Source organism: Methyloterricola oryzae, assembly GCF_000934725.1.
Lineage (GTDB): Bacteria > Pseudomonadota > Gammaproteobacteria > Methylococcales > Methylococcaceae > Methyloterricola > Methyloterricola oryzae.
The window spans coordinates 548223-572568 of record NZ_JYNS01000001.1 but is presented as its reverse complement, the minus strand read 5'-3'; the positions used below and the strand labels follow the sequence as shown (position 1 = coordinate 572568).

Below are 24346 nucleotides of genomic sequence, written 5' to 3'. Positions count from 1 at the left end.
ATTTTCCCCGCTGCACGGGACTCCTCTTGAGCGCCCCCACCGGCCGCGTCAGCCAAGGTCGGGCGCATGCCGACCTTGGCGTCGGCCCGAAATACCAGGAGGGTATTTCGGGCCTGATCAAATAGGGCTCGACACAGGTGACAGATGATAACCGTGAGGAGATAGAACGTATCCTTCGGCAAGTAACTTTCCCGCGAAGATTTCCGGAACCCGAATCTGGGCTTTCCGGCGCAGCGTATTGATGTGCCGTGGGTTGTAAAGAAAGCGGAATAGTCATTTTCCAATTTCGGCAGGCTCTCCGGCGCGCTTGGATGTTCAAATCATGGCGGAGGCAACACGGTGACGCGTAGCCACCGCCGCCGGTTAGAAACCGCGGCAGCCTTCTTACTTGAAATGTGTTTGATTTTTTCCGGACTGCCATGGATCTGGAGGCGTTCCACGCCAGATCGCGGCAGCGTAGTATTGTTCCAGGATGATGCGCTCCGGAGGCCGGACGCTGCGATCATTCCGGAACGCACAGCAGGGAGAGGTCATGAGCGACAGCCCCAATGCCAGTTACAGTTTTACCCTTCGCGTCAAACTGCCCACCCGTGCCGGCAGCCTCGGCGTGGTTACCACGGCCATCGGTGCCGACGGTGGCGACATCGGCGCCATCGACATCGTCGGCTTCGCGGACGGCTGCATGCTGCGCGACATCACAGTCAATGCCACGTCGAGCCCGCACGCCGAGCGGATCGTGGGCTCGGTCCGGCGGCTGCCCGAGGTGGACGTGGTCAACGTATCCGACCGCACTTTCCTGATGCACCTCGGGGGCAAGATCGAGGTCGTTTCCAGGGTGCCGCTGAAAACCCGGGATGATTTGTCCATGGCCTACACGCCGGGCGTCGCGCGCATCTGCGAGGCGATACACCGGATGCCGGAGAAAGCCTTTACCCTGACGATCAAGCGCAACACCGTGGCTGTCGTTACCGACGGGACCGCCGTGCTGGGGCTGGGCGATATCGGGCCGGCGGCGGCGCTGCCGGTCATGGAAGGCAAGGCCATGCTATTCAAGGAGTTCGCCGGCGTGGATGCCTTTCCCATCTGCCTCTCCACGCGCGACCCTGACGAGATCGTGCGCACGGTGAAGGCCATGGCCACCGGCTTTGGCGGCATCAACCTGGAGGACATCTCGGCGCCGCGTTGCTTCGAGATCGAAGAGCGCCTGCAGCAGGAATTGGACATACCGGTGTTTCACGACGACCAGCACGGCACTGCGGTCGTGGTGCTGGCTGCCCTGATGAATGCCACCAAGCTGGTCGGCAAGCCGCTGGACAGCTTGAAAGTTGTCGTCAACGGGGTGGGTGCGGCGGGCGTCGCCTGCAGCAAGATCATCCTGGCGGCCGGCGTGCGCAATGTCATCGGCTGTGATCGGGAAGGGGCGATCTACGCCGGACGCAAGGAAGACATGAATGACTCCAAGATCTGGTACGCGGAGAACACCAATCCCTTCGGCGAGCGCGGCAGAGTGCATCATGTGCTCAAGGGTGCGGACGTGTTTCTCGGATTGTCCGGTCCCGGCGTGCTGACGGCGGCCGATTTGAAGAACATGGCCATGGACCCCATCGTTTTCGCCATGGCCAACCCGGTGCCCGAGATCATGCCCGAGCAGGCGGCGGGGCTGGTTGCCGTCATGGCGACCGGCCGCTCCGACTACCCCAACCAGATCAACAATGTCCTGTGTTTTCCCGGCATCTTCCGCGGGGCCTTGAACTGCCGTGCCTCGCGCATCAACGAACCCATGAAGCTGGCCGCCGCAGGCGCCATCGCCGCGATCATCCAGGATCACGAACTGCACCCGGAATACATCGTGCCCTCGGTCTTCGACAAGCGGGTGGCGGAGGCCGTGGCGCATGCCGTCGAGGACGCCGCGACTGCTTCGGGTGTCGCGCGGCGGGTGGCAGGGCATGGTGAGGGCCACGGGGAAAGCGGCTGAGGATGCGATCGCCCCGCCGTGTGCCAAGTTACGGGATGTTTGGGCGCCCCTGCCTGAAGGGATGTTACGGCGAGCCGGCGCTTGAGGTATAACCCAACGGTGAGATTGGACCTTTCTGGAGTTTCATTGATGAGTACAGTGCTGGATTACTGCAAAGAACTGCCGGAAGCTCGTTTCGAAGCCGAAGCCGTCCTGATGCGGGAGGGAGGTCGGGAATGCAAGCTCTACATCCTGATCGAAGGGGAAGTGGCTGTGCTGAAGGGTGACATCCTGGTGAATACCCAATCCGAGCCGGGGACCATCTTCGGCGAGCTTTCGGTGCTGCTAGACGTGCCGCACACCGCGACGGTCAAGGCGGTGCAGCCCACCCGCGCCTATGTCGTGGATAACGCCCAAAGGTTTCTGCAGTCGACGCCGGAAATCGCGTTCCATCTCTCCCGGCTGCTGGCCAAGAAGCTCAACAGCATCACCGGCTACCTGGTCGATCTGAAAAAACAGTTCGAGGACCAGGAGGACCACCTGGGTATGGTGGATGAGGTCCTGGAAAGCCTGCTCAATCAGCAGATCGAGGCCCACACGCCGGGTTCCCAGCGCTATCCCGATTCGTCCCTATAAGCCATGGAGGCGGGCGTTCGAGGGCGGGGATCGGCCGCATGAGGTCCTGATCTAGGCAGACTTGTTCCATGCCGGCCAATGAGGACCAGAAGGCCCGTCGTTCCTGGGTGTCCAGTATCACGTGGGTCGGCGTGGGGCCGATCTGGCGGCCTGGGTTGAATACCCAGGTGGCGCCGATACGGTCTGCCCAGGAGCCGCCGCTCTTGAATGGCGACTGGTGGATGTGGCCGGTGAGCACCATGTCTGGCTGGAACTGTCGTATCCACTGGGTGAGCTGCGAGTCGCCGAAGGACTGCCGCCCTCCCCAACTGGTGGGCGATTCATCCGGCGGTGCGTGATAAACCCAGACCCAGCGCGCTTTCTCCCTCGTGCTGTCGCGCTCCAATTGCTCCGCGACGCTCTGGCAGGCAACCGGGCCGTCCCACCAGGGGCAGACGGTGAATAGCGTGCCGTTTCTTTCCAGGCTGTCCCCGTCGGTGGGTACATCGAATTGCCGTAGCTTCAAGATCCAGCGGGCGAACTTTTCGTCGGCTTCATTTTGCGCGTCCAGATCGTGGTTGCCGGAGCAGACGATGACCTGCGTGCGGGCGCGGAGCCGGCGCAGATAGGTGACGATGACGGTGATCTGCGCCTGAAAGTCGACCGCCGAGGCTATATCGAGGTGATCTCCCGCGATCACGACCACGTCGCAGGTATCAGCCTGGTTCAAGACCCAGTCGAACTGTCTCAGCGTGTAGTGCAGATCAGAGACCAGCAGGCAGCGCATATCAGACCTTCTTGGAAGGAGGGAGGCGTTTAGGCGATGGTAGCAGAAACCCGAGCCGCTTTCGCCGCTGGGCGCGCGGGAGCGCGGCGCCGGCATGCACCCATGGCGCAATGCCCAGCAATGAGGCAGGCTTCACCGTTTTAGGTCACGCGTTTCGCCCCATTGAGCCCGTCCCCGTGGCCGGATTGCGGAGTCTATGCGCAGTTTTACGTATACGGATACCCGGCCCGAATTGTGCTTGCTCAGTTTCACAAGGCCCCAATCACTCTCTTTGCTGGCGACGTTCGGCGATAGGCCCGAAGCGGGAGGACCGGTGACGGTTTTGCTCCTTCAGCTATCCGTCGGTACATCTGCCTCAATCAAGGTGGTAAACCGCAGTGGACGAGAAAAGCGCGCTCGGACTGAATGCCGAGCACATCAATGTCGCGGACGAGCGATTACGTCGCCGCCATTTTCTCAATATCAACCTGACCCTGGCGGCCGCGGGGCAGCCCATCTGCGAGCAGGTCAACAGCGGCGACTTCATGGATGTGGCCCGCGATGTGGTGGATTGCTACTACGCCCAGTCCCGCCTGGCGCCGGAATATCTGTGTCCGGCGGACCAGCGCATCCAGTCCTTTCTCGATGCCTACCTGGGGAAGTTCCAATTGCCCAGCCCGAAGCTGCCCGTCACGACGCTGGTCCTGCATCGTCACGGCATCGCCCGTGAACTGTCCTTGTCGCCCCGCCTGCATCTTTTCGAGTCCGGAATCATCCAGAGTTACCGGGTGCGGCAGGGCATTCTGCATAACACCCTGAACGACAGGCGCACCACCCAGGGTTCTTTTCATATCGCGGCAGGCGGTTTTGCGGTCCCCAGCGACAAGCGCGAAGTGCCGGTCCTGGCATTCCAGCGGCTTCTGCAGAAAGCGCTCGAACCGCCTCGGGAGATGCTGCGCCTGCCTTTCACGGCCGAGGAGAAGGAACCGGCGGAAATCTTCGTGTCCCTGCTCATCCGGCCGGTGGTTTGCCCCGCGGTGCCCGGTGTCGCCAGCGAGAAAACCATGGAGATCCGCTTCTTCGCGCCGGGCGGCGCGGTCTCCAACCTGGATTTCGTTGAGAGTATCTTCGGCAATGCAGGCAATCCCTACCTTCCCGAAAATGACGCCGGCCTGGATATCGAACATTGGAGCGGTCACACGGGATGCGTGATCGTGGCGCCTCACCTGGCGGGCATCAGGAAGAAGGACCTGGGATTGCCGCGCAGGGACGAGGCCTCGAGCCGCCAGCTGGCCGACGGCATGTATTGGCAGGACGAAGAGGAAATCTACAACGACGGCAAGCCCTTCAAGATCACGGCGCGCGATGCCTCCGGCGTGATCGTGACCCTGATATCCGACAATTATTTCGGCTACTGCAAGAAAGAGGTCAAGACGCAGATCAGCTTCGCGGCGAACCTCTACGGGCTCGCGGAAGAGGAGCATGCCGGTGGGGCCTTGGTGTTTGCCCGGCAGAATCACGGCGAGGAGTTCGGCCTGGACAACAGCGTGCTCGGCAGCGGCTACAGCTTTGCCGAGGTCAAAGCGCGGTATGCCGAGTGTATGGAACTGCAGCCGGAAGGTTACGGCATCGACCGGCGCTTTCCACAACTGTGGTATGTACCCGAGGGTACGCGCATCGACCTGAACCGGCAGGAGTTGTCCTGGCTGGACGGCGATTCCGTGCAACTGCTGAAGCTGCACCCCGACCGTGTCTACATGCTGCCCGATGGCTACAAGGTGCAGATGGAGAAGCACCCGGCGGCTCCCTCCTGGCGGCTGGTGAGAACGGAGGCGGAGGGCGTGTTCTGCCACAAGCCCTGCACCGTGTCCGGAGGGGGAAAGTCGGAGATTTCCAAGTCGATCCGGAACACCGTGTTGTTCGGGCCGGTGTTCGTGGCCGATCTGGAGGATGACCTCGACCAAGTGGAAGCGATCTTCCGGCGCGATTACAGCGACCGTTTCATCAGCGGCATGGCGCCCTGCGAAGGTCGCGAGCACACCAGCCGGTACGTGCTCAGCAGCACGCGCAGCCTGGGTTCGGTCATCAAGCTGCTGACGCCCTCCAGCCGCTACACCCCCGACTACAATGCCTGGCTGGAACAGATCCCCAATCGGATCAAGTCCATCGTGTTCATGATCAAGCGCTTCTACAAGCCGGAATGGGGCGATCAATGGCGCCGGCACTTTTCAGTCGATTTCATCAATGGGCGGCCGGGCAATGAGTTGAAACTCGACGGGCGTGGCCTGGTGGCTTCCAATCTGAGGGTGGGATTTTCCGGCAAGGCATCCTGGCGGGTTTTCAAGCTGCGGCAAGATTTCGTGCCAGCCGCCAAGATCCAGACGGAAGACGACATCACCGTGAGCGTGGTGGTGCCCAGCGACGTGCTGCCCAACCGGCCGGAGCATCTCAATAACCCCTGCGTCAAGCTCACCCACAATTGCGAGTACCGCTTGTTCCAGCGTCCCGACGAAGCCATCCATCGGGGCTTGGACATCGAGACCGAGCGCGACCTGGCCGGCCCCGGCAATTTCCTGTCCAACTACGAGGCGCTGGGGGCATCGGAACTGCAGGATCTGGTGGAGGATGTGATGGGCTTCCACCAGTACACCCCGTCCATGCGCAGTTTCCTGTCGGAGGCCTCCCGGGACGAGCAGGGCTACGCGGTTTCGCCCGCGCATCCGCGTCTGGTCGCAGGCAAGCCGAGCCAGAATCCCCGCTACCTGCAGTTGCGCCAGGACATACAGGATGAGTTCGCGCCCTATCTGGCGCAGATGGGGGCGCGCCTGCGCCGGCGCGTGCCATTGCACGAGGACGTGGTCTTTCCCGTCTCTGCGGTGATCTCGGGGCGGCGCAACAACCGGCCGGAACCCGGAGTGCGCCCCTTGTGCGTCTACAACCCCATTCATTACCAGGAACTGCCGGAACTGTTCATGGACTACATCTGCAGTCTGACCGGCAAATCGCCCTCGACCACGGGCGCGGGCAGCGAAGGTGCCTTGACCAAGGGTCCTTTCAACGCGCTGCTGCCCACCGTAGACCTGAACAACGCCCTGGTGTCGGCGATCCTCACCGGATACGGCGGCTTCAGCAGCGCGGCGGGCTATATCGGGCCGCACCTGCGCGTCGACCACGACGTCAGCCTGCTGATTCCGGAGATCTGGTCGCGCCTGCCGCCCGAGGCCAATGATCCGGCCTACCTCATCCGGGAAGGACACCTTGAGCCGGTTCAGGATTTCGAGTACCAGGGCCGACCGGTTCTGGCGAGTCGCCTGGGTTATCGCATCACCAGCCACTTTGTGCACAGCTTCCTGGGCAAGGTTTTCGACGCGCCCTCCGCCGTTTTCGACGACGCCGTGCTGCGGCCTGAGACGCAGGATATGGCCTGCTTCGTCGACGGGGTGGAAAACATCGTCGAGGCGCAGAGGGTCGTGGCCCAGGCCTATCTGAACGACGGCAGCGTGGAGCAGGCCTGCCCGCCCCTGAAGGCCTTGCTCTACATCATGGCCACCGGCAGTTACCGGGGGATGGATGTGCAGCATCGGGAAATCCGCCAGATGTTCACCCGGGAGCGCCTGCTGGGCTCGGACTGGTACCGACTGCGCCTGGCGGTCAAGCAGGCCAGGGACGTGGAGTTGTGGGAAAGGCATATCGCCTATCTGGAGGCTTTTGTCGCAGACGGAAGGCACGCCCAGTTCGTCCACCGCCTGCAATTGCAGGAGCGATTGGCCAAGGCGCGCAGCATGCGGGACTGGACCATGTCCGCCGACTACCGTGAATTCCTCGTGGGCACGCTGGGCGCCGACCCGCTGCAGATGGGTGCCGGTGCCATTCGCTATGACGTCGAGCCGCCCGCCGGTGTGGTCACGCTCAGGCAGGTGATGCAACGCTGAGCCTTGACTGGCCGAACTTACCAACCGCAAACGATCCGAGATGAACTTAGACCCCTTGAATGACGGCATTTCCGCCGTGAACTATGTGGACCACATGGGCGATGATCTGCGCGTGGTCAATGCCGCGCGCGTGAGTCTGGACCGCCAGAGCCAGTTTGAATGCGACGAGACGGGGCGCTGGCTGCTGGAAGAGGACGAGAAACTGATTGTCGACCTGGCGGCGCGCAAGCACATCAGCCCGTTCTTTCATCCGCAGATCTGTCTGTGCATCAGCATGCCCTCTTACCTGGGCAAGGTCTGGTGGCGGTCGACCGTGGGCGTGAGCCGCTCGGAAGTCTTTCAGCGCTATGTGAAAGCCAGCCCGAAGCTGTATTCGCCCTCGAGTTGGCAAGGCTCCGGGCCTGACGCCAAGACCCGCGAGCCGGAAGCGGCCTCCGATTTCGCCGTGCGCGTCGAGGGGCTCTACCGCGATGCGGAAGCGCTGTACGAGGAGGCCCTGGCGTCGGCGATATCCGCGGACATGGCGCACATGCTGCTGCCCCAGGCCCAGTACACCAGTTGGATAGAGACCGGCAGCCTCTATTACTTTTCCAGAATGTTCGCCCTGCACGGGCGGCTTGGGACCCAGGAAAGCCTTCGGGCCTATGCCGACTGCATCGACAGGATCGCCAGCGGTTTGTTTCCTGTCTCCTGGCGCGCCCTGATCGACCACGTCTGCGCGACCTGAGCGCGGCCGCGTCATTACCCGTATCAGCCTTCAGCCCCGAATCATGACTGCCCGAGAGGATGCCCGCGTGAATGCCAGCCCCGAACTGACCGATGCACCGGAACCGGAAGAATCCGTGCCGATGATGTCGCCGTCCCTGGACGTGAAACGGACCACGCCCATGGACAAGGAGGAGATCAAGCGCGCCTTCCTGGACAATCTGTTCTACGTCCAGGGCAAGTTTCCCGTGCTGGCCACCCAGCATGACTACTATATGGCCCTGGCCCATGTGATCCGAGACCTGCTGCTGCACCGCTGGGTGAGTTCGGCATCTGTCTACACCGCCGAGAAGGCGCGCACGGTCTGCTACCTCTCGGCGGAATTCCTGATGGGGCCGCATCTGGGCAACAACCTGCTCAACCTGGGCATGGGCGAACAGATTCGCCAGGCCTTGGCGGAACTGGGCCTCAGCCTCGATGAACTGATGCAGGAAGAGGCCGAGCCCGGGCTCGGCAATGGCGGCTTGGGACGCCTGGCGGCCTGTTATCTGGACTCCCTGGCGACCCTGGAAATCCCGACCCTGGGCTACGGCATCCGCTACGAGTTCGGCATCTTCGAGCAGGAGATCGCCGATGGCTGGCAGCTTGAACGCACCGACAAATGGCTGCGCTACGGCAACCCCTGGGACATAGCGAGGCCGGAGTGGGCGGTGGAGGTCAAGCTGGGCGGGCACACGGAGCATTACCGTGACGCGAAGGGGGAGCCGCGGGTGCGCTGGAAGCCTGAGCAGACCGTCGTGGGCATTCCCTATGACACGCCCATTGCCGGCTACCGGAACAACACGGCGAACACCTTGCGCCTGTGGCGCGCGGAAGCGCCGGAATCCTTCGACGTGGCCGTTTTCAACCGGGGCGATTACTACGGCGCCGTCGAGCAGAAGGTGAAATCGGAAAATCTCACCAAGGTGCTGTATCCCAACGACGAACAGGTCAAGGGCAAGCAGTTGCGCCTGGAGCAGCAGTATTTTTTCGTCTCCTGTTCCCTGCAGGATATGCTGCGCATCATGCGGGTGCAGCACATTCCGCTGGAGCGGTTCCACGAAAAATTCGCGATTCAGCTCAACGACACCCATCCGGCCATCGCCATTGCGGAACTTATGCGGCTTCTGGTGGACGAGCATGGGATGCCCTGGCAGCAGGCCTGGGCTATCACCCGCCGCTCGTTTGCCTACACCAACCACACTCTGTTGCCCGAGGCGCTGGAGCGCTGGCCTATCGGGATCTTCGCGTCCTTGTTGCCGCGCCACATGGAAATCATCTACGAAATCAATGCCGGATTTCTGGAAGAGGTGCGGTCCCGTTTCAACGGCGACCACGACCGCGTGGGCAGGCTGTCGCTGATCGATGAGGGCGGCGAGCGCTACGTGCGCATGGCCCATTTGGCCTGCGTGGGCAGCTATGCCATCAACGGCGTCGCCCAGCTCCATTCGGAGTTGCTGAAATCCGATGTACTGCGGGATTTCTACGAACTGTGGCCGGAAAAATTCCAGAACAAGACCAACGGCGTCACGCCCAGGCGCTGGCTGGCACTGAGCAATCCGAGCCTCGCCGGTTTCATCACCGCGAACATCGGCGAGGGTTGGGTGACCGATCTCGATAAACTCAAGGAACTGGAGCGGCGGGCCGACGATGCCGTGTTCGGGGCCAAATGGCGCGAGATCAAGCGGCTCAACAAGCATCAATATGCCATGTATCTGCGGCACAAGACCGGCGTGGGCGTGGATCCGGAATCGCTGTTCGATGTGCAGGTCAAGCGCATACACGAGTACAAGCGCCAGCACCTGAACATTCTCAATGTGATCCGCATGTACCTTGAGCTCAAGGCCAATCCCAACCTGGACATACAGCCGCGAACCTTCCTGTTCGGCGGCAAGGCCGCGCCCGGCTACCGCATGGCCAAGCTGATCATCAAGCTGATCAATGCGGTGGGTTCGGTGGTCAATCGGGACAAGAGCCTGCGCAACCAGCTGAAAGTGGTGTTCGTGCCCAATTACAACGTCAGCAATGGCCAGCGGATCTACCCGGTGGCGGAGTTGTCCGAGCAGATTTCCACCGCCGGCAAGGAGGCCTCGGGTACCGGCAACATGAAGTTCCAGATGAATGGCGCCTTGACCATCGGCACCCTGGACGGAGCCAATGTGGAGATGCTGGAAGAGGTCGGGGCCGAGAACTTCTTCCTGTTCGGCCACACGGTGGACGACATTCAGAGGTTACAGCGCGAGGGCTACCGGCCGTTTGAAACCTTCGAGCGCAATGGAATCCTGCGGGAGGTGTTCAGCCTGCTGCAATCGGGATTCTTCGCCAAGGGCGACGCCGAGCTGTTCAGGCCGCTGGTGGAGAATCTGCTGTACAGCGATCCCTTCTTCGTACTGGCGGATTTCCAATCCTACGCGGATTGCCAGGATGAGGTGGGACGGGTCTATCAGGATGCCGGCCGGTGGACGCGCATGTCCATCCTCAATGTCGCACGCTCCGGCAAGTTCTCGTCGGACCGGGCGATCGACGAATACTGCCGTGACATCTGGAACGTGAAACCGGTGAAGACCAACCTGCTCAAGCAGCATCGCATCATGCACCGCTCCATTCAATAGCGCGCTTCCGCGAGGATTTCCCGGGTCGAAGCTGGTGGTGAGCTTCCAGTCTCGGCCTGGGGGCTGCTGTCAAGCGAGCGAGCGGCCGGTAATCTTTTCGTAGCGCTCGTGGGCCATCTGGGTCAGGACCTCCGCGAACTGCGGATGGTCGCGCAGAATGCGGTCGAAGTCGGACTTCTCCAGCACGAACAGATCGCATAGGGTCTTGGCGCGGACCGTGGCGATGCGGGCTCCTGACAACAACAGGGCGATCTCCCCGAAGCAATCGCCATCCTGGAGGTGCATCAGCGGCTCGCCCCGACGGTCGAGGAATTCCACCTCGCCCCGGCAGATCAGGAACATCTCCAGCCCCGGATCGCCCTTGCGGCAGATGATGTCATCGGGCGCGGCGCGGCGCGGACGCAGGCACATGCTGAGGTGGCTGAGGAACAGCGGGTCGGCATCCTTGAACAGGGGAATGTGCTCCAGGGTTTCCGTGGTTACCACCTCAAACCAGCGGCGACCGTCCTGCTCCACCAGGTCGGAGGCGGCCTTGGGCCCCCAGGTGCCGGCCGGGTAGTTGGGGAAGTCCAGGGTGGGATAGACGAACCAGGCGTCCAGAATGGGCTGGACGATGCGCCAGGAGCTTTCCACCAGGTCGGTGCGGGAGAACAGGGTCGCATCGTTCAGCATGCAGCTGTAGATCATGACCTCGTAGCCGGTGCCACGCGATGCCTGGAACGCCTCGCCATAATTGAAGCGCATGTTCACCGGCTGCAATTGCATGGTTGGGCCCGGTATCTTGGCCTGGAACACAGACTGGATGGCCTGTTCCGGCTGGATGTGGAAGATCAGGCGGTTGGCTCCCACCTTCTTCACCGCGGTGCTGCGAAACACCGAGGCCGGCGCCTTCTTGAACTCCACCACCACGTCGGTGCCGCGCTTCCACAGGGCCTTGCCGGTGCGCAGGTAGATGGGAACGCCTTCCCAGCGCCAGTTGTCGATGTAGAGGCGCAGGGCCGCATAGGTTTCCGTGCTGGAATAGGGGTTCACCCCGGGCTCATGCCGGTAATCCGGGCAGTTTACGCCATCCGCCTTGCGGCCGGCCCCATACTGGCCGCGCACGCTGTTCCTGAATGCCTCCTCGGGCGAGTAGACGCGAACCGCCTTGAGCAGCTTGGCTTTCTCATCGCGGATATCGTCGGCGGCGAAGGAGTTGGGCGGCTCCATGCACACATAGGAGAGCATTTGCAGCATGTGATTCTGCACCATGTCGCGCAGGGCCCCGGATTTGTCGTAGTAGCCGCCCCGGCCTTCCACGCTGACCGATTCCGACACCGTGAACTGGATGTTGTCCACGTGCTGGTTGTTCCACAAGGGTTCGAACATGCCGTTGGCAAAGCGGAAGGCCAGGATGTTCTGTACCGTTTCCTTGCCCAGGTAGTGGTCGATGCGGAAGATCTGCCGCTCGTCCCAGAAGGACAGCAGTTGCCGGTTCATTTCCCGTGCCGAGGCGAGGTCCGTGCCAAAGGGCTTTTCCACAATGATGCGTTTCCAGCCGGTGCAGCGGTCGAAACCGGAGGTCTGCAGCTTGCTGGAAATCAGCCCGAAAACCGAAGGCGGCACCGCCTTGTAGTACAGGACATTGCCCCGGGCCTGGTACTGGCCGTCCAGTTCCAGCACCAGATCCCTGAGCGTGGTGAAGGTGGATTCGTCCTCGAAGGAGCCAGCGGTGTAATACAGCCGGCTGCTCAAGGCCTGCCAGGCCGATTCGTCGAACTCGCGGCGGGTGTGGAACTGGCGGATGTCGCGGCTCATGCGCTCGCGAAAGCCCTCGGTGTCCATTGCATCCAGTGACACACCGACGATGGCGAACTGCTCCGGCAGCAGCCCATCGATGAACAGGTTGTAGAGCGACGGTATCAGCAGGCGCTTGGTGAGGTCGCCGGCCGCGCCGAAGATGACCATTATGCAAGGCTCGCCCGGCGCGGCCCTGGTGCTTGCTTCCACCATCGGTGCCCAAACCCACTGGCTGTGTTCCACGGAGTGTCCCCTTACGCTTGTCTGATTCGCAAAAAATGGTCCGGTCGAAGTGCGGCCAGAAGCCCGCTCATTCCACTTGCCGCAGTTGGATGGTGTCGATGATGGCGCCATGGGCCAGGGCGTTGGTGATCACCACCAGCCAGGTGCCCGGGTCGCACCAGTTGCGCCGCCGGAGATAAGCCAGGGCGTTCTTGATGGTGATTTCAGGATCGTCGGAAAAATCCATGAGGAACGGCTCCACACCCCACGGCAGCAGCAGGTGACGGAACACCGCATCCACGTCGGTGAAGGCATAGATGGGCACCGAGCGGGGCCTGAGCGCGCCCAGGATATAGGGCAGGGAACCGCTGCGGCTGAATACCACGATGCCGGAGCGGTCCAGGTCCTGCGCCAGCACAGCGGCGGAGCGGAGCATCTTGGATTTCGGCGTCAGCAGGCGCATGGCCTCGTTCAGGCGCCGCTGTTCCTTGGGTTCGACGCTCTCGAGGATGTTCTGCAGCACCGTCACGCATTCCAGGGGATAGCTGCCGGTGGTGGTCTCGGTGGAGAGCATGAGGGCGTCCACCATGCTCTTGATGGCATCGGTGACGTCGGTGATTTCGGCGCGGGTCGGCCGGGGCGAGGACACCATGGATTCGAGCAGGTGCGTGGCGATGATGACCGGCTTGCCGTGGGCATGGCAGGATTCCACGATGCGCGCCTGAACCAAGGGCAGAATGTGGTCGTCGATCTCCACCGCCAGGTCGCCTCGGGCCACCATGATGCCGTCCGCCTTGGCGACGATACCATCCAGATTGCGCAGGCCCACTTGATCCTCGATCTTGGCGATGATGCGTGCGGGCGAACCGTGGCTCTCCAGCAGGGCGCGCAGTTCGTCGATATCCTTGGGCTGGCGGGCGAAGGAGAGGGCGACGAAATCAATACCGGCCGCCACCCCCTGCGCCAGGTAATCCCGGTCGGCGTCGGTAATGGGCGGCAAGTCGGGGGTGATGCCCGGCAGGTTGATATTCTTGCATGAGCCCAGCGTCCCCGGCGTCTTAACGACGCAGCAGACCCGATACGCTTCCTTTTGCGTCACCTCCAGGCGGATGCTGCCGCGGTCCACCAGGATGCTGTCGCCGACGCTGACATCGCCGGGCAGGCCGGGATGATTGACCCAGACGCCCTGTCGTCCGGGGGTGGGGGCCCCCGTGAAGAACTCGAATTCCTGGCCGAATTGCAGATCCACGTCGTGATCGAGGACACCGGTATGCATTTCAGGTCCTTGCAGATCCAGCATGATGGCCACGTGTCGCTCGACTTCGCTAGAGACCTGTCGAATTCTGGCGACGATCTCGCCGACCTGAGCGGAGCTGATGAAGGCCATGCTCAGCCGGATCATGTCGACGCCGCTCCGGATAAGCTTGGCGATCTGTTCGCGGCTTTCGGTCGCAGGTCCTAGGCTGACGATGATCTTGGTGTGTCGGTAATAGCCCCGCATTCAATCTCTCCAGGGAATAAACGGCCGCCGGGCATTCACCCAGGGCGATGGCCCGCTGTAACGGGCGTCACGGCAATGATGGGTTGGACAAAGCGGGTCAGCCCCAGGCCGGCAGCTGCCCGCCGCCGGGCCGAGCGCTCAGCCCGGCCACCCAGGGTCGGGCCGAAAACGCGGGGCTGATCAGGATAACATCGATCGGTGGCTTGTTTTCGTCCCAATACGGGTACGGATTATTTTTGTTGGGCATCGGTCATGCGGGAGTGTGCGAACGGTTTCGCTATTTTAAATGACAAATAGCGCCTGTTGAGCCCATAGGAGTCGAAATGACCCGCTTCAGTGCGTTTTCAGGACCGCCCGCCACCCCATCAGAGCATCAGCGCATCTGGCGCCAGCGGTAATGTACCTGCCCGTCGTCGCACTGATAACCGGAGCGATTGCTGCCATCGGTCACCGCGACCGGCGTGCAATGATGGCTATCGCGGAAACTTGCCCATTCACTTTCCTCATGCCGGTTGTACATCAGCAGCGACGCTTCCGCCAGAACCGCAAAGGCGACGCCGCCAAACATGAGATGGCTGGTTTTCATGCTTTATCCCCCTCGAGTTGTTGTGTTTTTGTTTGTCCGGTCCCTGTCCGGGCAGGGGCGGGCCAGGTCCGGCAGGCACCGTTGAGGCCGCAATCATTGAGACCGTCTGCGGCGCACTGGGTTCCGATCCCCCGTACTTCGCGTTTTCACCAGGCCGCCCGTGGCGATTTACAGGCGGCGCGCGAGTGATACCATGAGACTGGCGGCGCTTGGGACAGTCGTAGCCGTAGTTGGGTGGGGATTTTCGAGGCGGCGGTGGGCATCCATGAATAAACCTAAGAACCTATCGGAGCGGCTATCCCTGCATTGGGTCCTCGGTGTGTGTCTGGCCGTTCTGGCGTCGTGCACCAGTCCGGGTTACAACGACAACCCTTCTCAGCAGATATCCAATCCGCGACTCGGCTGTCCCGTGGCGACCGAGTTCTTTAGCGTGTATTTCAACATCCATGTGCAACCGCCGGCAGGAGAGCAGGATGCGCGCGTGACGAGCGATGTGTTCCGCGCTTACTGCAACGCCATTCCGGTGCCGGGCCGCGTCTTTCTGACCATCGACCTGGTGGGGCCCGAATTGCCGAGAACGCCCCTCGCCCTCCGGGTCTCGGAACTGGGGGGCGACGCGGAAACCTATGCTGCTCCGCCACTGCTCGACTTGCCCGCGCAGCGCTATCCGAAGGGTATGATCGAAGCGAGTTTTGAACCGTCACGAGTCGGCGACTATGCCATTTACCTGAGCCGGGAAGGCAGCACGGCGGAAGATGAGCAACTCGTGATCCCGCTGCACGTGGGGGACGCCGAAGCGGCCGGGGGCCTGTTGCGGGGACTGGCCACGCTCATCGGCGTGATCCTGGCCGTCTCGTTCTCGGCTTATCTCCTGCTCCGAATCGGGCGAAGGCGCGGGTTGCCCTGAGGCCGCGCCGGATTTCCCCTTGTGGGATCTCTTGGCATCCATGCTTGGCAGGTTTCCTACACCCGTGTCGTGTTTGCGCCTCGGCGTCAGCGGATGATGCCTGGTCGCCCTGAGGCATGGCCGCCGCTAAAGGGGTACGCGCGGACTTAGATACATGGCGCCGGAATTGCATCGCTTCTTGCGTGCACCCGGCCCCGGGGCGCGCAAGGCACTGACGAGGCATTGCATAGATGACGGCAGAACAGCAGGCGCAACTGAAAGACTATCTGGCATCCGTTTCCGCCATGAGCCTGGAGCAGGTATTCGAGGCCTTTCATGCGGCGCGTGCCAGCAAGGCGCAGGCCGGGGACGATTCGGTGACCTATTGGCGGGCCGTACTCATCGGCCTCGGCGAACAACTGCATCGCCGGCTGGGCCCCGGCGCTTTGCAGGAATACGCCCGGCGCTACTGCTGAACGCGATGGCTGAACGAATGCGTGTATCCGCTCGTGTCAGCGTCGCCCACCCTACTTGGCTTATTTACGGTGCAATGTGATGGAAATGGATCAGGGATTTACCCTGCTGGCTGAATGCGAAGTCGCCACACCCAGGGCGCCGGACGCCGCCTATCGGCGCATCGACCTGGCGGTGGGCCGCAAAGGCTTCCTCTACCGCGGGATCGTCCGCGAAAGCTGGGGGCGCTATCAAGCCGACGGGCAGGCGGTGGAGGAGGGGAGCTTGCGGGTGACGTCCACCGACAGCGACTGGTCGCTGGCCTTGATCGGGGTGCGCGACAAGGCGGCGCCACGGAAGATTGGCGCGGACCCGGAAGCGGCGGAACACTTAAAGGCCGCCCTGGCAGAGTGCGAGGCCAGGCTGCGGGTGTTGACAGGCCGCTGATGGGGCCCTCAGCGGGTGCCGAGGACCACGATGGTCTTGCCGGAAACCGAAATCAGCCCCTGATCTTCCAGCGCCTTCAGGATCTTGCCCGCCATTTCCCGCGAGCAACCGACGATGCGGCCGATTTCCTGGCGGGTGATGCGGATCTGCATGCCGTCGGGATGGGTCATGGCGTCCGGTTGGCGACAGAGGTCCAGCAGGGTGTTGGCGATGCGGCCGGTGGCGTCCAGGAATGCCAGGGTGCCGACCTTGCGGCTGGTGCTCAACAAGCGGTTGCCTAACTGACGGCCGAAAATGTGCAGTATTTCGACGGCGTAATCCGCCAACTCGTTCTTGAGCAGATGATGCAGCCGTGCGTAACCGATTTCCGCCAGCTGTGTGGCTTCACGCGTCACGACGGTCACATCGCGCTTCATGGCGCCCATGAAGACGCCGATTTCCCCGATGAAATCGCCCTTGTTGAGGTACGCCAGCACGATCTCGCTATCGTCCAGGTCGTTGTGCATACGGACGGCAACCGAGCCCTCGGCAATATAGTAGAGCACGTCGCCGTCGTCCCCCGGCTTGATGATGGCAGCCTTGGACTGATAGCGCCGTTTATGGCAAAAGCGCAGCAATTGCTCGAGCGCTTCGTTCTTTTGCGGGGGGCTGGGGATGATTTGCATACTTCGCTGGCCGTCGGTATTTCCCTGTAATCATAAGTCTAGCAAGTTTGGCGGCATGCCGTCATCGAGGCGCTTGGTGCTGCGGGATTCTGTGGTAAGCTATGCGCCATTTTTTCCTGGGTCAAGAAAAGGCCGATGAAAGCGCGGGTTGTGTGGTTAGAGAAGGTGAAATTCCTGGCCGAGTCGGGCAGCGGGCACGCCGTGGTGATGGACGGTCCACCCGAAAACGGCGGTGACAACCTCGGCGTCCGTCCCATGGAAATGCTGCTGATGGGCATGGGTGGGTGCACGGCCATCGACGTGGTGCACATTCTCAAGAAGGGGCGTCACGACGTGCGCGGGTGCGAGCTTGGCCTTGAGGCGGAAAGGGCCGAAAGCGATCCCAAGGTGTTCACCCACATCACCATACGCTACCGGCTGACCGGCAAGGGCCTGAGCGAAGCGGCCGTCCGGCGAGCCATCGACCTGTCGGCGGAAAAGTATTGCTCGGCATCCATCATGCTCGGCAAGACCGCACAGATTTCGCATGACTTTGAGATCATCGAAGTTCAGGAATAGCGCCTGTCGGTTTCAGGCGTTCCGGCGACCCAAACGGATGTCAAGGCTCGCACAGTTTTAGCAATCAGTGGGATGTGCCGTCGGGGTCGGCCATCCGACCCCGTTTCGATACAGGTGTTTCCGAATCTGATGGAAAAGTTGCAGTTACACGGCTTCAACAACTTAACCAAGTCGCTAAGCTTCAATATCTACGATATCTGCTATGCCAAGTCGGAGCAGCAGCAGCGGCGGTATATCGAGTACATTGACGAGGCCTACAGCGCCAAGCGCCTGACCCAGATTCTGACGGACGTCACCGCGATCATCGGCGCCGAGATCCTGAACATAGCGCGTCAGGATTACGAGCCCCAGGGCGCCAGCGTGACCATGCTGATCTCCGAGGGCCATGACGGCGCCGGTGTCATCAGCAACACCGAGGCGCCGGGACCTTTGCCCGAGGCTGTGGTGGCCCATCTGGACAAGAGCCACATTACGGTCCACACCTACCCGGAAAGTCATCCGCACAACGGCATCAGCACCTTCCGCGCGGATATCGACGTCTCCACCTGCGGCCGTATTTCACCGCTCAAGGCGTTGAATTACCTGATTCACAGCTTCGAGTCGGATATCGTGATCATGGATTACCGCGTGCGCGGGTTTACCCGGGACATCAGCGGCCAGAAGCATTACATCGACCACGAGATCACCTCGATCCAGAACTACATTGCCGACCTGACCGCCGATCGTTACCAGATGATCGACGTCAATGTGTATCAGGAGAAGATCTTTCACACCAAGATGATCCTGAAGGACTTCAACCTGGACAATTACCTGTTCGAGACCGACAAGGATGCGCTCAGCAGCGACGAGCGCCTGGCGATCCAGAAGCAGTTGAAGCAGGAGATGGCGGAGATCTTCTACGGCCGCAATTACAAGCTGCGTCGTTAGGCTGCTGCCGTCGCACTGAAGAACCGCCGCATCTGTCGCGAGAGCGGCGGTTTTTTTCGGTTCAGCGCATAGGTTGCGCTGTGGATGAGGGTTTGATGACGAGAGCGCCCAATTAGCGGCGCTCCTATTCGGCAGACCTGATTTCTTAGCTCAGATTCTGAGCCGCGACCATGAAATAAAGCATGGGAATGGAGAACATGGTGTTGAAGCGGCTGGTGAGCATGGCGGTGCGGGCCGCCGCTTTTTTCTCTTCGTCCTCGGCGGGCACCAGGCCCAGGGCCTTCTGCTGGTTCGGCCAGATGATCATCCAGACGTTGTAGGACATTACCAGGCCAAGCCACATGCCGATGCCGATATAGGTGGTCATGCCGCCCTTGAAGTAACCGAACAACATGGCTTCCAGCACATATCCCTGCAGGCCGGCCAGGATCAGGCCGGTCACGACCGTCGAGAGTGCCGCCCAGCGGAACCAGAACAGGGCGGTGGGCGCGATGACTTTGCCGACGGCGGGTTTCTGCTCGTCGGGAATCTTGGGCATGGAGGGGATCTGGACGAAATTGAAGTACCAGAGCAGGCCGATCCACATGATTCCCGAGATGACGTGCAGCCAGCGGAACAAGAAAGTCAGCCAGGTGCGGCTCATTTCAATGCTGCCTGAGGCAAAGGCGAGCAACGCAGCGAGCGCCAGTCCGAACGCCAGCGCATATTCCAGTTTGTCCAGCCCGAATTTGCCCAGGCCGTGGATGGCCTTCAACATGATGTTTTGCATAGTTCTTCCTCCGGTTTTTGGCTTGTTTTTGATGTCGGCCACCTTCTCAGGGGCGATGCACAGGTTATTGCGAACTTGCTTCCGGAGCAAACCGGGAAACCCGCTCCCGCGCCGGGACTGTCTGAGCGGTGCGCCTTTGGCCTCTGGGGGCGCGGGCTGGGTGGGGGGAGGGGCTCTGCCCGGCCTTTTCAGGGCGGGCATGTGGGCATGAACTACATCGATGTGATCGGCATGTTGGCCGGCGGTCTGACCACGGTTTCCCTGGTGCCCCAGGTGCTGAAAATCTGGAGAACCCGGTCCGCCAACGATATCTCACTGGGCATGTTCGCCCTGTTTGGTCTCGGGGTGGTGCTGTGGCTGGCCGACGGGCTTCTGATCGACGCGCTGCCCGTGATCGTCGCCAATGCGGTGACCCTGGTGCTGACCTTGACGATCATCCTGATGAAATGGCGGTTCGGCGGATAGGGCGCTGAGGAGTTATCCCGCGCTTCCAGAGAGCGCAGGACTGCAGCACCGATCGGGCTATTTGACGGCCATCGCCATGGGAGCTTCCCGGTAGACGGTGACGGGCACGCCCAGCGCCGCCCAACCGTATAGCCAACCGGCATCCTCCGAGGCATTGGGCCAGCGCGTGTTTTTCTCCTTGGTGGACAGGTTCACGCATCCGTGGCTGGCCGGATGTCCGAATCCGTTGTGCCAGAACGCTCCGTGCAGCGCCAGATCGCCCTTGAAGAACTGCGTGTAGGGCACATCCTCCACCTCGTAGTAGCCTGGCCGTCCCTTGGGTATGCCGCGGCTACGCATGGTTTTGCGTAGGTAACGGTCGTAAATGTAGAAACTGCCGGTGGCCGTCGGTGTCTTTGCCTTGCCGGTGCTGACCTTGAAGGTCCTGACAACCTGCCCGTTTTCCACGGCGGTGGCCTGCTGCCTGTCCAGATAGACGAAGATATGCCGGTCGGTGCCCGTGCTGAAGCGGCCGGCGAGCGGTGCTTCCAACCTGCCTCCGCTTTCGGCGCGCAGCAGGGCCTCATCGCCGCGTACCTCGAATGTTGTGGAGGCGGGCCATGCGGGCCTCGGCGTGAACTGCAGGCGCTGCTTGCCGACCCAGTGCCAGTAGCCTGGCACGTTCGCGCCATCGCTGGTTTTGACCGAAACGGCCTGTTTGGCTGTCATGCGGTCACGCACTGGTTCGCTGAAGATCAGCTGCAGCGGCAGCATGAGTCCGAGATTGTCTATTCCCTGGACATTCAGTCTGGCTTCGAGGGCCGGAGGCGTGGCCACTTCCATCTGCAGCGGGGGCAGGGGAGTACCGGTGACCGTCTGCCATATCAGCTTCAGCGGGTAGGTCTGGCCTTGCGCGTAGCTTCCAACCTGGAGCCGAAAGCTGCGGCGGCTGGCGTCGACAGCGGAGACCGATGCTGAGAGAGCGCCGAGAACCCCCAGATTTCCCACCGGGCGGTCGAATTGCAGGATCAACTCGCCGTCGGCACCCAGCATACGCGCCAAGCCGCCCTCCAGGGCAGGCACCGCCAACAGCCCGGAATTCCGGTCGCGGGCAGCTTTCGGATCAAGGGCCTCTGCTTGGAGGATGGCGCCTTTTTCCAGGTCAAACCCCCAGGCATCGGTGACAGGCGGGCGGGCACGCAGATCCATGCCCGGCAACACGCGCGAGGTTTCCCGTTCGAGCCAAGCAGTAGCTAGCCTGGCGACCTGCGCTTTTGCGTCCGGGGCATTAGGCGAAAACGGTGGTCCAGTCAGCGGCATGGCCTGAAGCGTCTGGGACGTAAGGGCCAGAGCGAAAATGGAACTCACCAGTTCGAAGCTGAATCGACTTGGGAAGGAGGCGCGTGGATTTGTAGCTGGCATCAGATCGATACCCCGGTCTTTCGTGCAATTCAGTTGAAACGGGTCATGTTTACATCGGGCTGCCTAGCTGGCTGGGCACGCCGTCCCGTCGCAAAACCTACATATCATCCAACATTAGCGTTCATTCTGCGAGTTTACTTAGCGTTTGCGAGGACTCGTCAAGCGCCAGGCGGGTTCTACGGGAACCGATACGACCATCCCACTTTCCCGGCTGAAGCAATTGTCGTGCGGCATCGGCAGGCCGGCGCGATGTGGCTCGTGAAAAAAAAGAATTCCTGCGGGCCGTCTACTTCCGGGATGCGTTCGTACTAGAATTATCGCCATTGTCTGGCGCAATGCCAGCATCGACGGATTTTTTTCCTGGCCTTGGCAACTCCTGGCCGGAATTTTGGGGAATTTCCATGAACTACCGACTTGCCCTGATCGTATTTGCCCTTATTCCCCTGTCACTGATGCAATCATGTTCCACCCGTCCGAGCGTGAAGGAAAACGTCGCGGCCCACGGAGCGGGATCAGTGCCGGAAACCTCCCCCGCGCCGCGCGCCTTTTCGGGTTCGAAGGAACCGGGGTACGGCCATGGGGACGACGGTCTAGATGACGCTGCTGCCCTGTTCGGTACCTTCCCCCGTCCCAAGACCCTTGAACCGCAGGTCAGGTTCTGGCGCAACGTCTATTCCACGTGGGGCCGCTCGCAAGTGGCCATCCATGACGACCTTTACCTGAACGTGGTTTACGAGGTGCTGGACCTCCCCGGCTTCACCCTGGAAGGAATGACCGCTTCCCAGAAGGACTATGTGAATGAACGCATGGCCTACTGGCGGGACCGACTGCAGAACCTTGAAGCCAAAGTCAGTTCCCGTTTGCCCTTGAGCAGCGACGATCAGCGCGTGGCCAACCTGTTCGCGCAGAACGAGGACGGCCTGACTTCGGTGCAAGGAGCCAGCGAACGGCTGCGCTATCAGCGCGGCATTCGCGAAAAGTTCCGCCGCGGCCTTGAACTCAGCGGCATGTATGAGAGTCGTTTTCGCGAGATTTTCCGGCGGGCCGGGTTGCCCGAGGACCTGGCTTATCTTCCCCATGTCGAGTCGTCCTATCAAGCCAATGCGCGTTCCTCCGCGGGCGCGCTCGGGGTCTGGCAGTTCACGGCCGGCGCGGCGCGCATGTTCATGAACGGCGATGACAGCGTCAGGGCTCGGCTCGATCCGATCGCGTCGGCTTACGGCGCTGCACGCTATCTCAGCTATGCCTATGGCAAGCTGGGCAGCTGGCCCTTGGCGGTGACGTCCTACAACCACGGCATTGGTGGCATGCAGCGCGCGAAGACCCTGTATGGCCAAAACTTCAGCCGCATCGTCAAGGACTACGATCACCCCTTGTTCGGCTTTGCGTCACGCAACTACTACGCCGAATTTCTGGCTGCCCGGGAAATCGCCAGCCAGCCGGAGCGCTACTTTCCCGAGGGTGTGACCTATGCGAAAAGCGCAGACTGGTCGATCTCGCGTCTGGCCGACGAGAGCGACACAGCGGTTTCCGCCGCTCAGGTCCTTGCTCGGGACATGACGCCCAGCCCGCGCCAGTTCGGGCAGGCTCGGCGCAGCGTGGTGGTCAAGCAGACCCAAGAGCGGGGGTATGCCGGCAAGTTGGTTTTGGCAAAAGGCCACTCCTCGCCTAGCATTCGGGCAGGCTTGGCCAAATCCTCAAGGTTCGCAGATCGCCCGCTCAAGGGCGGGACGCGGGTCGCGCAAAACCGGGTGCCACATAGCGCCACCCAGTCGAGGCTGCCGGCAGGCGCGGTCAGCGCCCGCCAGACCGTCGCGCGTGGGGAGATCAAGCCGGCGGCGCAGAAAGCCTTGACTACGGGGGCGAAGAGCCGATCCGCGCTACCGGTCACCGCCAGCGCCTCTACGCGGCCTGCGGCCACGACGCCGCGTAAAACCGCGTCGACCGGGAAGACGGCGGGTGCTGCGGTAACGCGCTCGTCGGCCTCGCAAGGCATTACCAATATCGCGCGTCGTTGACGCGCCTAAAGGCCCCTTCAGCGCAGCAGTTTGCGCAGCCCCATGAGTTGAGTGCCGCTCCAGCCCTGTTGCCGGTAAAAGGCCAAGGCGGCGGCATTTTGCCTGTCTGCGAGAAGTTGAAGCCGCGTAAGGCTTTGCTTAGTCGCCCAGGCCTCAGCCGTCCGCAGTAGTTCCCGCCCGGCGCCGTGTCGCCTCCAGCTTTCAGCAACCACCAAATCCTCGATCAGCCCCACCGCGGCGCCTTCCGCCGTGGAAATTAGAACCTGCAGGGTGATCATGCCGACCACCTCCCCGCCACTTTCCGCCACCCAGATAACCGCGTCCGGATGCCGCAGCAGGAGTTCCAGGCCCTTTGTCTGCTTCTCGGGTGCCGCCTGGAAATCAGCTTCGATGCTGAATAGTTGGGTCAACAACTCCACCATTGCCGGAATGTCGGCCTTTTCGCCCTTCCGAATACTGAGTGAATTCGCGGCATGTGTCATACAAACCGGCCTCACGGCTTGTCGCAAATCCGACAAGCGGGCTTGGCTGCAAAAGCGAACGAGCTATAAAAGCACTCAAATATCATTGGCTTATTGATTCGTCGGGTCGGTGGCGCGGTAATTGCCCCAGGATCTTTGCATCTTTACTGACTGCGTCTTGAGCGAAGCCGGCGGCGGGCGATGACGTTACCCTGGCAGCTGAGCGTGAGGCGCGCATTGTAACCGATCATGACGAGGTGCTTATGAAGACCGAGACCGAAGCAGACGTGCGTCAGGAACGATTCGAAATCGCGGGGGTAGACGAAGAGTCAAGCGCCTCTGCGCCCGGAGCGAGTGCGGCGGAATATCCCTATTACATCGTGACGCGGCCGCCCGTGCCGGGTAAAACCGGTTGGAGTGTCACTGCCTGGTGAGGGTGTCAGGCGGACTGTCCGGGGCAGTTACGGAACCGTATGGTCAGCGGCAGATCATGCCTCAAAAAGTGCTGGATGAATCCAAAGGATTCAAACAGAGAGGCGAGGACACGGATGCTTCGCCATATTACCAACGGCAAGGTCCCATCAG

21 protein-coding genes are annotated in these 24346 nt (G+C 61.6%); 13 read left to right on the top strand and 8 right to left on the bottom strand.

Annotation, left to right across the window (positions count from 1 at the left end):
* Positions 1-532: 532 nt before the first annotated feature.
* Positions 533-1975 (top strand): NAD-dependent malic enzyme, encoded by a 1443-nt coding sequence (locus EK23_RS02480; RefSeq protein ID WP_045223645.1) that lies wholly within the window; start codon positions 533-535, stop codon positions 1973-1975.
* Positions 1976-2104: 129 nt separating this feature from the next.
* On the top strand, positions 2105-2590 hold the full coding sequence (locus EK23_RS02475; protein ID WP_045223644.1) for a cyclic nucleotide-binding domain-containing protein: 486 nt from the start codon (positions 2105-2107) through the stop codon (positions 2588-2590).
* Here the strand turns inward: EK23_RS02475 and EK23_RS22315 are convergent.
* Positions 2529-3356 (bottom strand): metallophosphoesterase family protein, encoded by an 828-nt coding sequence (locus tag EK23_RS22315; RefSeq protein ID WP_045223643.1) that lies wholly within the window; start codon positions 3354-3356, stop codon positions 2529-2531. The two genes, EK23_RS02475 and EK23_RS22315, sit on opposite strands and share 62 nt — an antisense overlap.
* A 377-nt stretch (positions 3357-3733) precedes the next feature.
* Here EK23_RS22315 and EK23_RS02465 point away from each other — a divergent pair, with 377 nt between their 5' ends.
* The 3 genes from EK23_RS02465 to EK23_RS02455 are packed head-to-tail and all read left to right on the top strand — an operon-like array spanning position 3734 to position 10623.
* Positions 3734-7267: a PPi-type phosphoenolpyruvate carboxykinase family protein gene (locus tag EK23_RS02465; RefSeq protein WP_052807854.1), complete on the top strand. Its 3534-nt coding sequence runs from the start codon at positions 3734-3736 to the stop codon at positions 7265-7267.
* A 40-nt stretch (positions 7268-7307) separates the two neighbouring features.
* A complete protein-coding gene (locus tag EK23_RS02460) occupies positions 7308-7994 on the top strand; it encodes an FAD-dependent thymidylate synthase (protein ID WP_082053869.1) in 687 nt (228 codons plus the stop codon).
* A 43-nt stretch (positions 7995-8037) separates the two neighbouring features.
* Entirely contained in the window at positions 8038-10623 is a 2586-nt protein-coding gene (locus tag EK23_RS02455; RefSeq protein ID WP_045223641.1) for a glycogen/starch/alpha-glucan phosphorylase, read from the top strand.
* A 69-nt stretch (positions 10624-10692) separates the two neighbouring features.
* Here EK23_RS02455 and zwf read toward each other — a convergent pair whose 3' ends face one another.
* From zwf to EK23_RS02440, 3 genes are all read right to left on the bottom strand, one after another.
* Positions 10693-12645 (bottom strand): glucose-6-phosphate dehydrogenase, encoded by a 1953-nt coding sequence (zwf, locus tag EK23_RS02450; protein ID WP_200892056.1) that lies wholly within the window; start codon positions 12643-12645, stop codon positions 10693-10695.
* 67 nt (positions 12646-12712) lie between these two features.
* Positions 12713-14125 carry a pyruvate kinase gene (gene pyk / locus EK23_RS02445; RefSeq protein ID WP_045223639.1) on the bottom strand — a complete coding sequence of 471 codons (1413 nt, stop codon included), beginning with the start codon at positions 14123-14125 and terminating at the stop codon, positions 12713-12715.
* A gap of 373 nt (positions 14126-14498) precedes the next feature.
* The gene (locus EK23_RS02440) at positions 14499-14711 is read right to left on the bottom strand and encodes a hypothetical protein (RefSeq protein ID WP_045223638.1); all 213 of its coding nucleotides are present in this window, start codon (positions 14709-14711) and stop codon (positions 14499-14501) included.
* A gap of 265 nt (positions 14712-14976) precedes the next feature.
* Here EK23_RS02440 and EK23_RS02435 point away from each other — a divergent pair, with 265 nt between their 5' ends.
* The 3 genes from EK23_RS02435 (at position 14977) to EK23_RS02425 (ending at position 16497) form a co-directional block, all read left to right on the top strand.
* Positions 14977-15618: a hypothetical protein gene (locus EK23_RS02435; RefSeq protein ID WP_145998532.1), complete on the top strand. Its 642-nt coding sequence runs from the start codon at positions 14977-14979 to the stop codon at positions 15616-15618.
* 230 nt (positions 15619-15848) lie between these two features.
* Positions 15849-16073 (top strand): hypothetical protein, encoded by a 225-nt coding sequence (locus EK23_RS02430; protein ID WP_045223636.1) that lies wholly within the window; start codon positions 15849-15851, stop codon positions 16071-16073.
* 79 nt (positions 16074-16152) lie between these two features.
* Entirely contained in the window at positions 16153-16497 is a 345-nt protein-coding gene (locus EK23_RS02425; RefSeq protein WP_145998531.1) for a hypothetical protein, read from the top strand.
* Positions 16498-16505: 8 nt separating this feature from the next.
* On the opposite strand, the gene crp is transcribed toward EK23_RS02425, so the two are convergent.
* Entirely contained in the window at positions 16506-17162 is a 657-nt protein-coding gene (gene crp / locus EK23_RS02420; protein ID WP_045223634.1) for a cAMP-activated global transcriptional regulator CRP, read from the bottom strand.
* A gap of 135 nt (positions 17163-17297) precedes the next feature.
* On the opposite strand from crp, the gene EK23_RS02415 reads away from it, so the two are divergent.
* Together EK23_RS02415 and speD are read left to right on the top strand one after the other, a co-directional pair.
* Complete coding sequence (locus tag EK23_RS02415) at positions 17298-17720, top strand: OsmC family protein (RefSeq protein ID WP_045223633.1); 423 nt, start codon at positions 17298-17300, stop codon at positions 17718-17720.
* A gap of 129 nt (positions 17721-17849) precedes the next feature.
* Positions 17850-18647 (top strand): adenosylmethionine decarboxylase, encoded by a 798-nt coding sequence (gene speD, locus EK23_RS02410; protein ID WP_045223632.1) that lies wholly within the window; start codon positions 17850-17852, stop codon positions 18645-18647.
* Between the two features lie 145 nt (positions 18648-18792).
* On the opposite strand, the gene EK23_RS02405 is transcribed toward speD, so the two are convergent.
* Positions 18793-19416, bottom strand: coding sequence for a urate hydroxylase PuuD (locus tag EK23_RS02405; RefSeq protein WP_200892055.1), 624 nt, complete (start codon positions 19414-19416; stop codon positions 18793-18795).
* A gap of 207 nt (positions 19417-19623) precedes the next feature.
* Here EK23_RS02405 and EK23_RS02400 point away from each other — a divergent pair, with 207 nt between their 5' ends.
* Positions 19624-19881 carry a SemiSWEET transporter gene (locus EK23_RS02400; protein ID WP_045223631.1) on the top strand — a complete coding sequence of 86 codons (258 nt, stop codon included), beginning with the start codon at positions 19624-19626 and terminating at the stop codon, positions 19879-19881.
* Between the two features lie 57 nt (positions 19882-19938).
* Here the strand turns inward: EK23_RS02400 and EK23_RS21425 are convergent, their stop codons facing one another.
* Positions 19939-21228 carry a L,D-transpeptidase family protein gene (locus EK23_RS21425; RefSeq protein WP_158002431.1) on the bottom strand — a complete coding sequence of 430 codons (1290 nt, stop codon included), beginning with the start codon at positions 21226-21228 and terminating at the stop codon, positions 19939-19941.
* A 455-nt stretch (positions 21229-21683) separates the two neighbouring features.
* On the opposite strand from EK23_RS21425, the gene EK23_RS22310 reads away from it, so the two are divergent.
* Positions 21684-23300 (top strand): transglycosylase SLT domain-containing protein, encoded by a 1617-nt coding sequence (locus tag EK23_RS22310; RefSeq protein ID WP_235281880.1) that lies wholly within the window; start codon positions 21684-21686, stop codon positions 23298-23300.
* A gap of 17 nt (positions 23301-23317) precedes the next feature.
* Here the strand turns inward: EK23_RS22310 and EK23_RS02385 are convergent, their stop codons facing one another.
* Positions 23318-23782 (bottom strand): GNAT family N-acetyltransferase, encoded by a 465-nt coding sequence (locus tag EK23_RS02385; RefSeq protein ID WP_045223630.1) that lies wholly within the window; start codon positions 23780-23782, stop codon positions 23318-23320.
* A 242-nt stretch (positions 23783-24024) separates the two neighbouring features.
* Between EK23_RS02385 and EK23_RS23585 the strand changes: the two genes are divergently transcribed.
* Complete coding sequence (locus EK23_RS23585; RefSeq protein WP_158002430.1) at positions 24025-24195, top strand: hypothetical protein; 171 nt, start codon at positions 24025-24027, stop codon at positions 24193-24195.
* Positions 24196-24346 lie beyond the last annotated feature (151 nt).

What these genes read in the sequence shown, in the direction of transcription:
- EK23_RS02480 (WP_045223645.1), top strand. Translation starts at nt 533, where the DNA reads ATGAGCGACAGCCCCAATGCCAGTTACAGTTTTACCCTTCGCGTCAAA.
- EK23_RS02475 (WP_045223644.1), top strand. Translation starts at nt 2,105, where the DNA reads ATGAGTACAGTGCTGGATTACTGCAAAGAACTGCCGGAAGCTCGTTTC.
- EK23_RS22315 (WP_045223643.1), bottom strand. Translation starts at nt 3,356, where the DNA reads ATGCGCTGCCTGCTGGTCTCTGATCTGCACTACACGCTGAGACAGTTC.
- EK23_RS02460 (WP_082053869.1), top strand. Translation starts at nt 7,308, where the DNA reads ATGAACTTAGACCCCTTGAATGACGGCATTTCCGCCGTGAACTATGTG.
- EK23_RS02455 (WP_045223641.1), top strand. Translation starts at nt 8,038, where the DNA reads ATGACTGCCCGAGAGGATGCCCGCGTGAATGCCAGCCCCGAACTGACC.
- pyk (WP_045223639.1), bottom strand. Translation starts at nt 14,125, where the DNA reads ATGCGGGGCTATTACCGACACACCAAGATCATCGTCAGCCTAGGACCT.
- EK23_RS02440 (WP_045223638.1), bottom strand. Translation starts at nt 14,711, where the DNA reads ATGAAAACCAGCCATCTCATGTTTGGCGGCGTCGCCTTTGCGGTTCTG.
- EK23_RS02435 (WP_145998532.1), top strand. Translation starts at nt 14,977, where the DNA reads ATGAATAAACCTAAGAACCTATCGGAGCGGCTATCCCTGCATTGGGTC.
- EK23_RS02430 (WP_045223636.1), top strand. Translation starts at nt 15,849, where the DNA reads ATGACGGCAGAACAGCAGGCGCAACTGAAAGACTATCTGGCATCCGTT.
- EK23_RS02425 (WP_145998531.1), top strand. Translation starts at nt 16,153, where the DNA reads ATGGAAATGGATCAGGGATTTACCCTGCTGGCTGAATGCGAAGTCGCC.
- crp (WP_045223634.1), bottom strand. Translation starts at nt 17,162, where the DNA reads ATGCAAATCATCCCCAGCCCCCCGCAAAAGAACGAAGCGCTCGAGCAA.
- EK23_RS02415 (WP_045223633.1), top strand. Translation starts at nt 17,298, where the DNA reads ATGAAAGCGCGGGTTGTGTGGTTAGAGAAGGTGAAATTCCTGGCCGAG.
- speD (WP_045223632.1), top strand. Translation starts at nt 17,850, where the DNA reads ATGGAAAAGTTGCAGTTACACGGCTTCAACAACTTAACCAAGTCGCTA.
- EK23_RS02405 (WP_200892055.1), bottom strand. Translation starts at nt 19,416, where the DNA reads ATGCAAAACATCATGTTGAAGGCCATCCACGGCCTGGGCAAATTCGGG.
- EK23_RS02400 (WP_045223631.1), top strand. Translation starts at nt 19,624, where the DNA reads ATGAACTACATCGATGTGATCGGCATGTTGGCCGGCGGTCTGACCACG.
- EK23_RS22310 (WP_235281880.1), top strand. Translation starts at nt 21,684, where the DNA reads ATGAACTACCGACTTGCCCTGATCGTATTTGCCCTTATTCCCCTGTCA.
- EK23_RS02385 (WP_045223630.1), bottom strand. Translation starts at nt 23,782, where the DNA reads ATGACACATGCCGCGAATTCACTCAGTATTCGGAAGGGCGAAAAGGCC.
- EK23_RS23585 (WP_158002430.1), top strand. Translation starts at nt 24,025, where the DNA reads ATGAAGACCGAGACCGAAGCAGACGTGCGTCAGGAACGATTCGAAATC.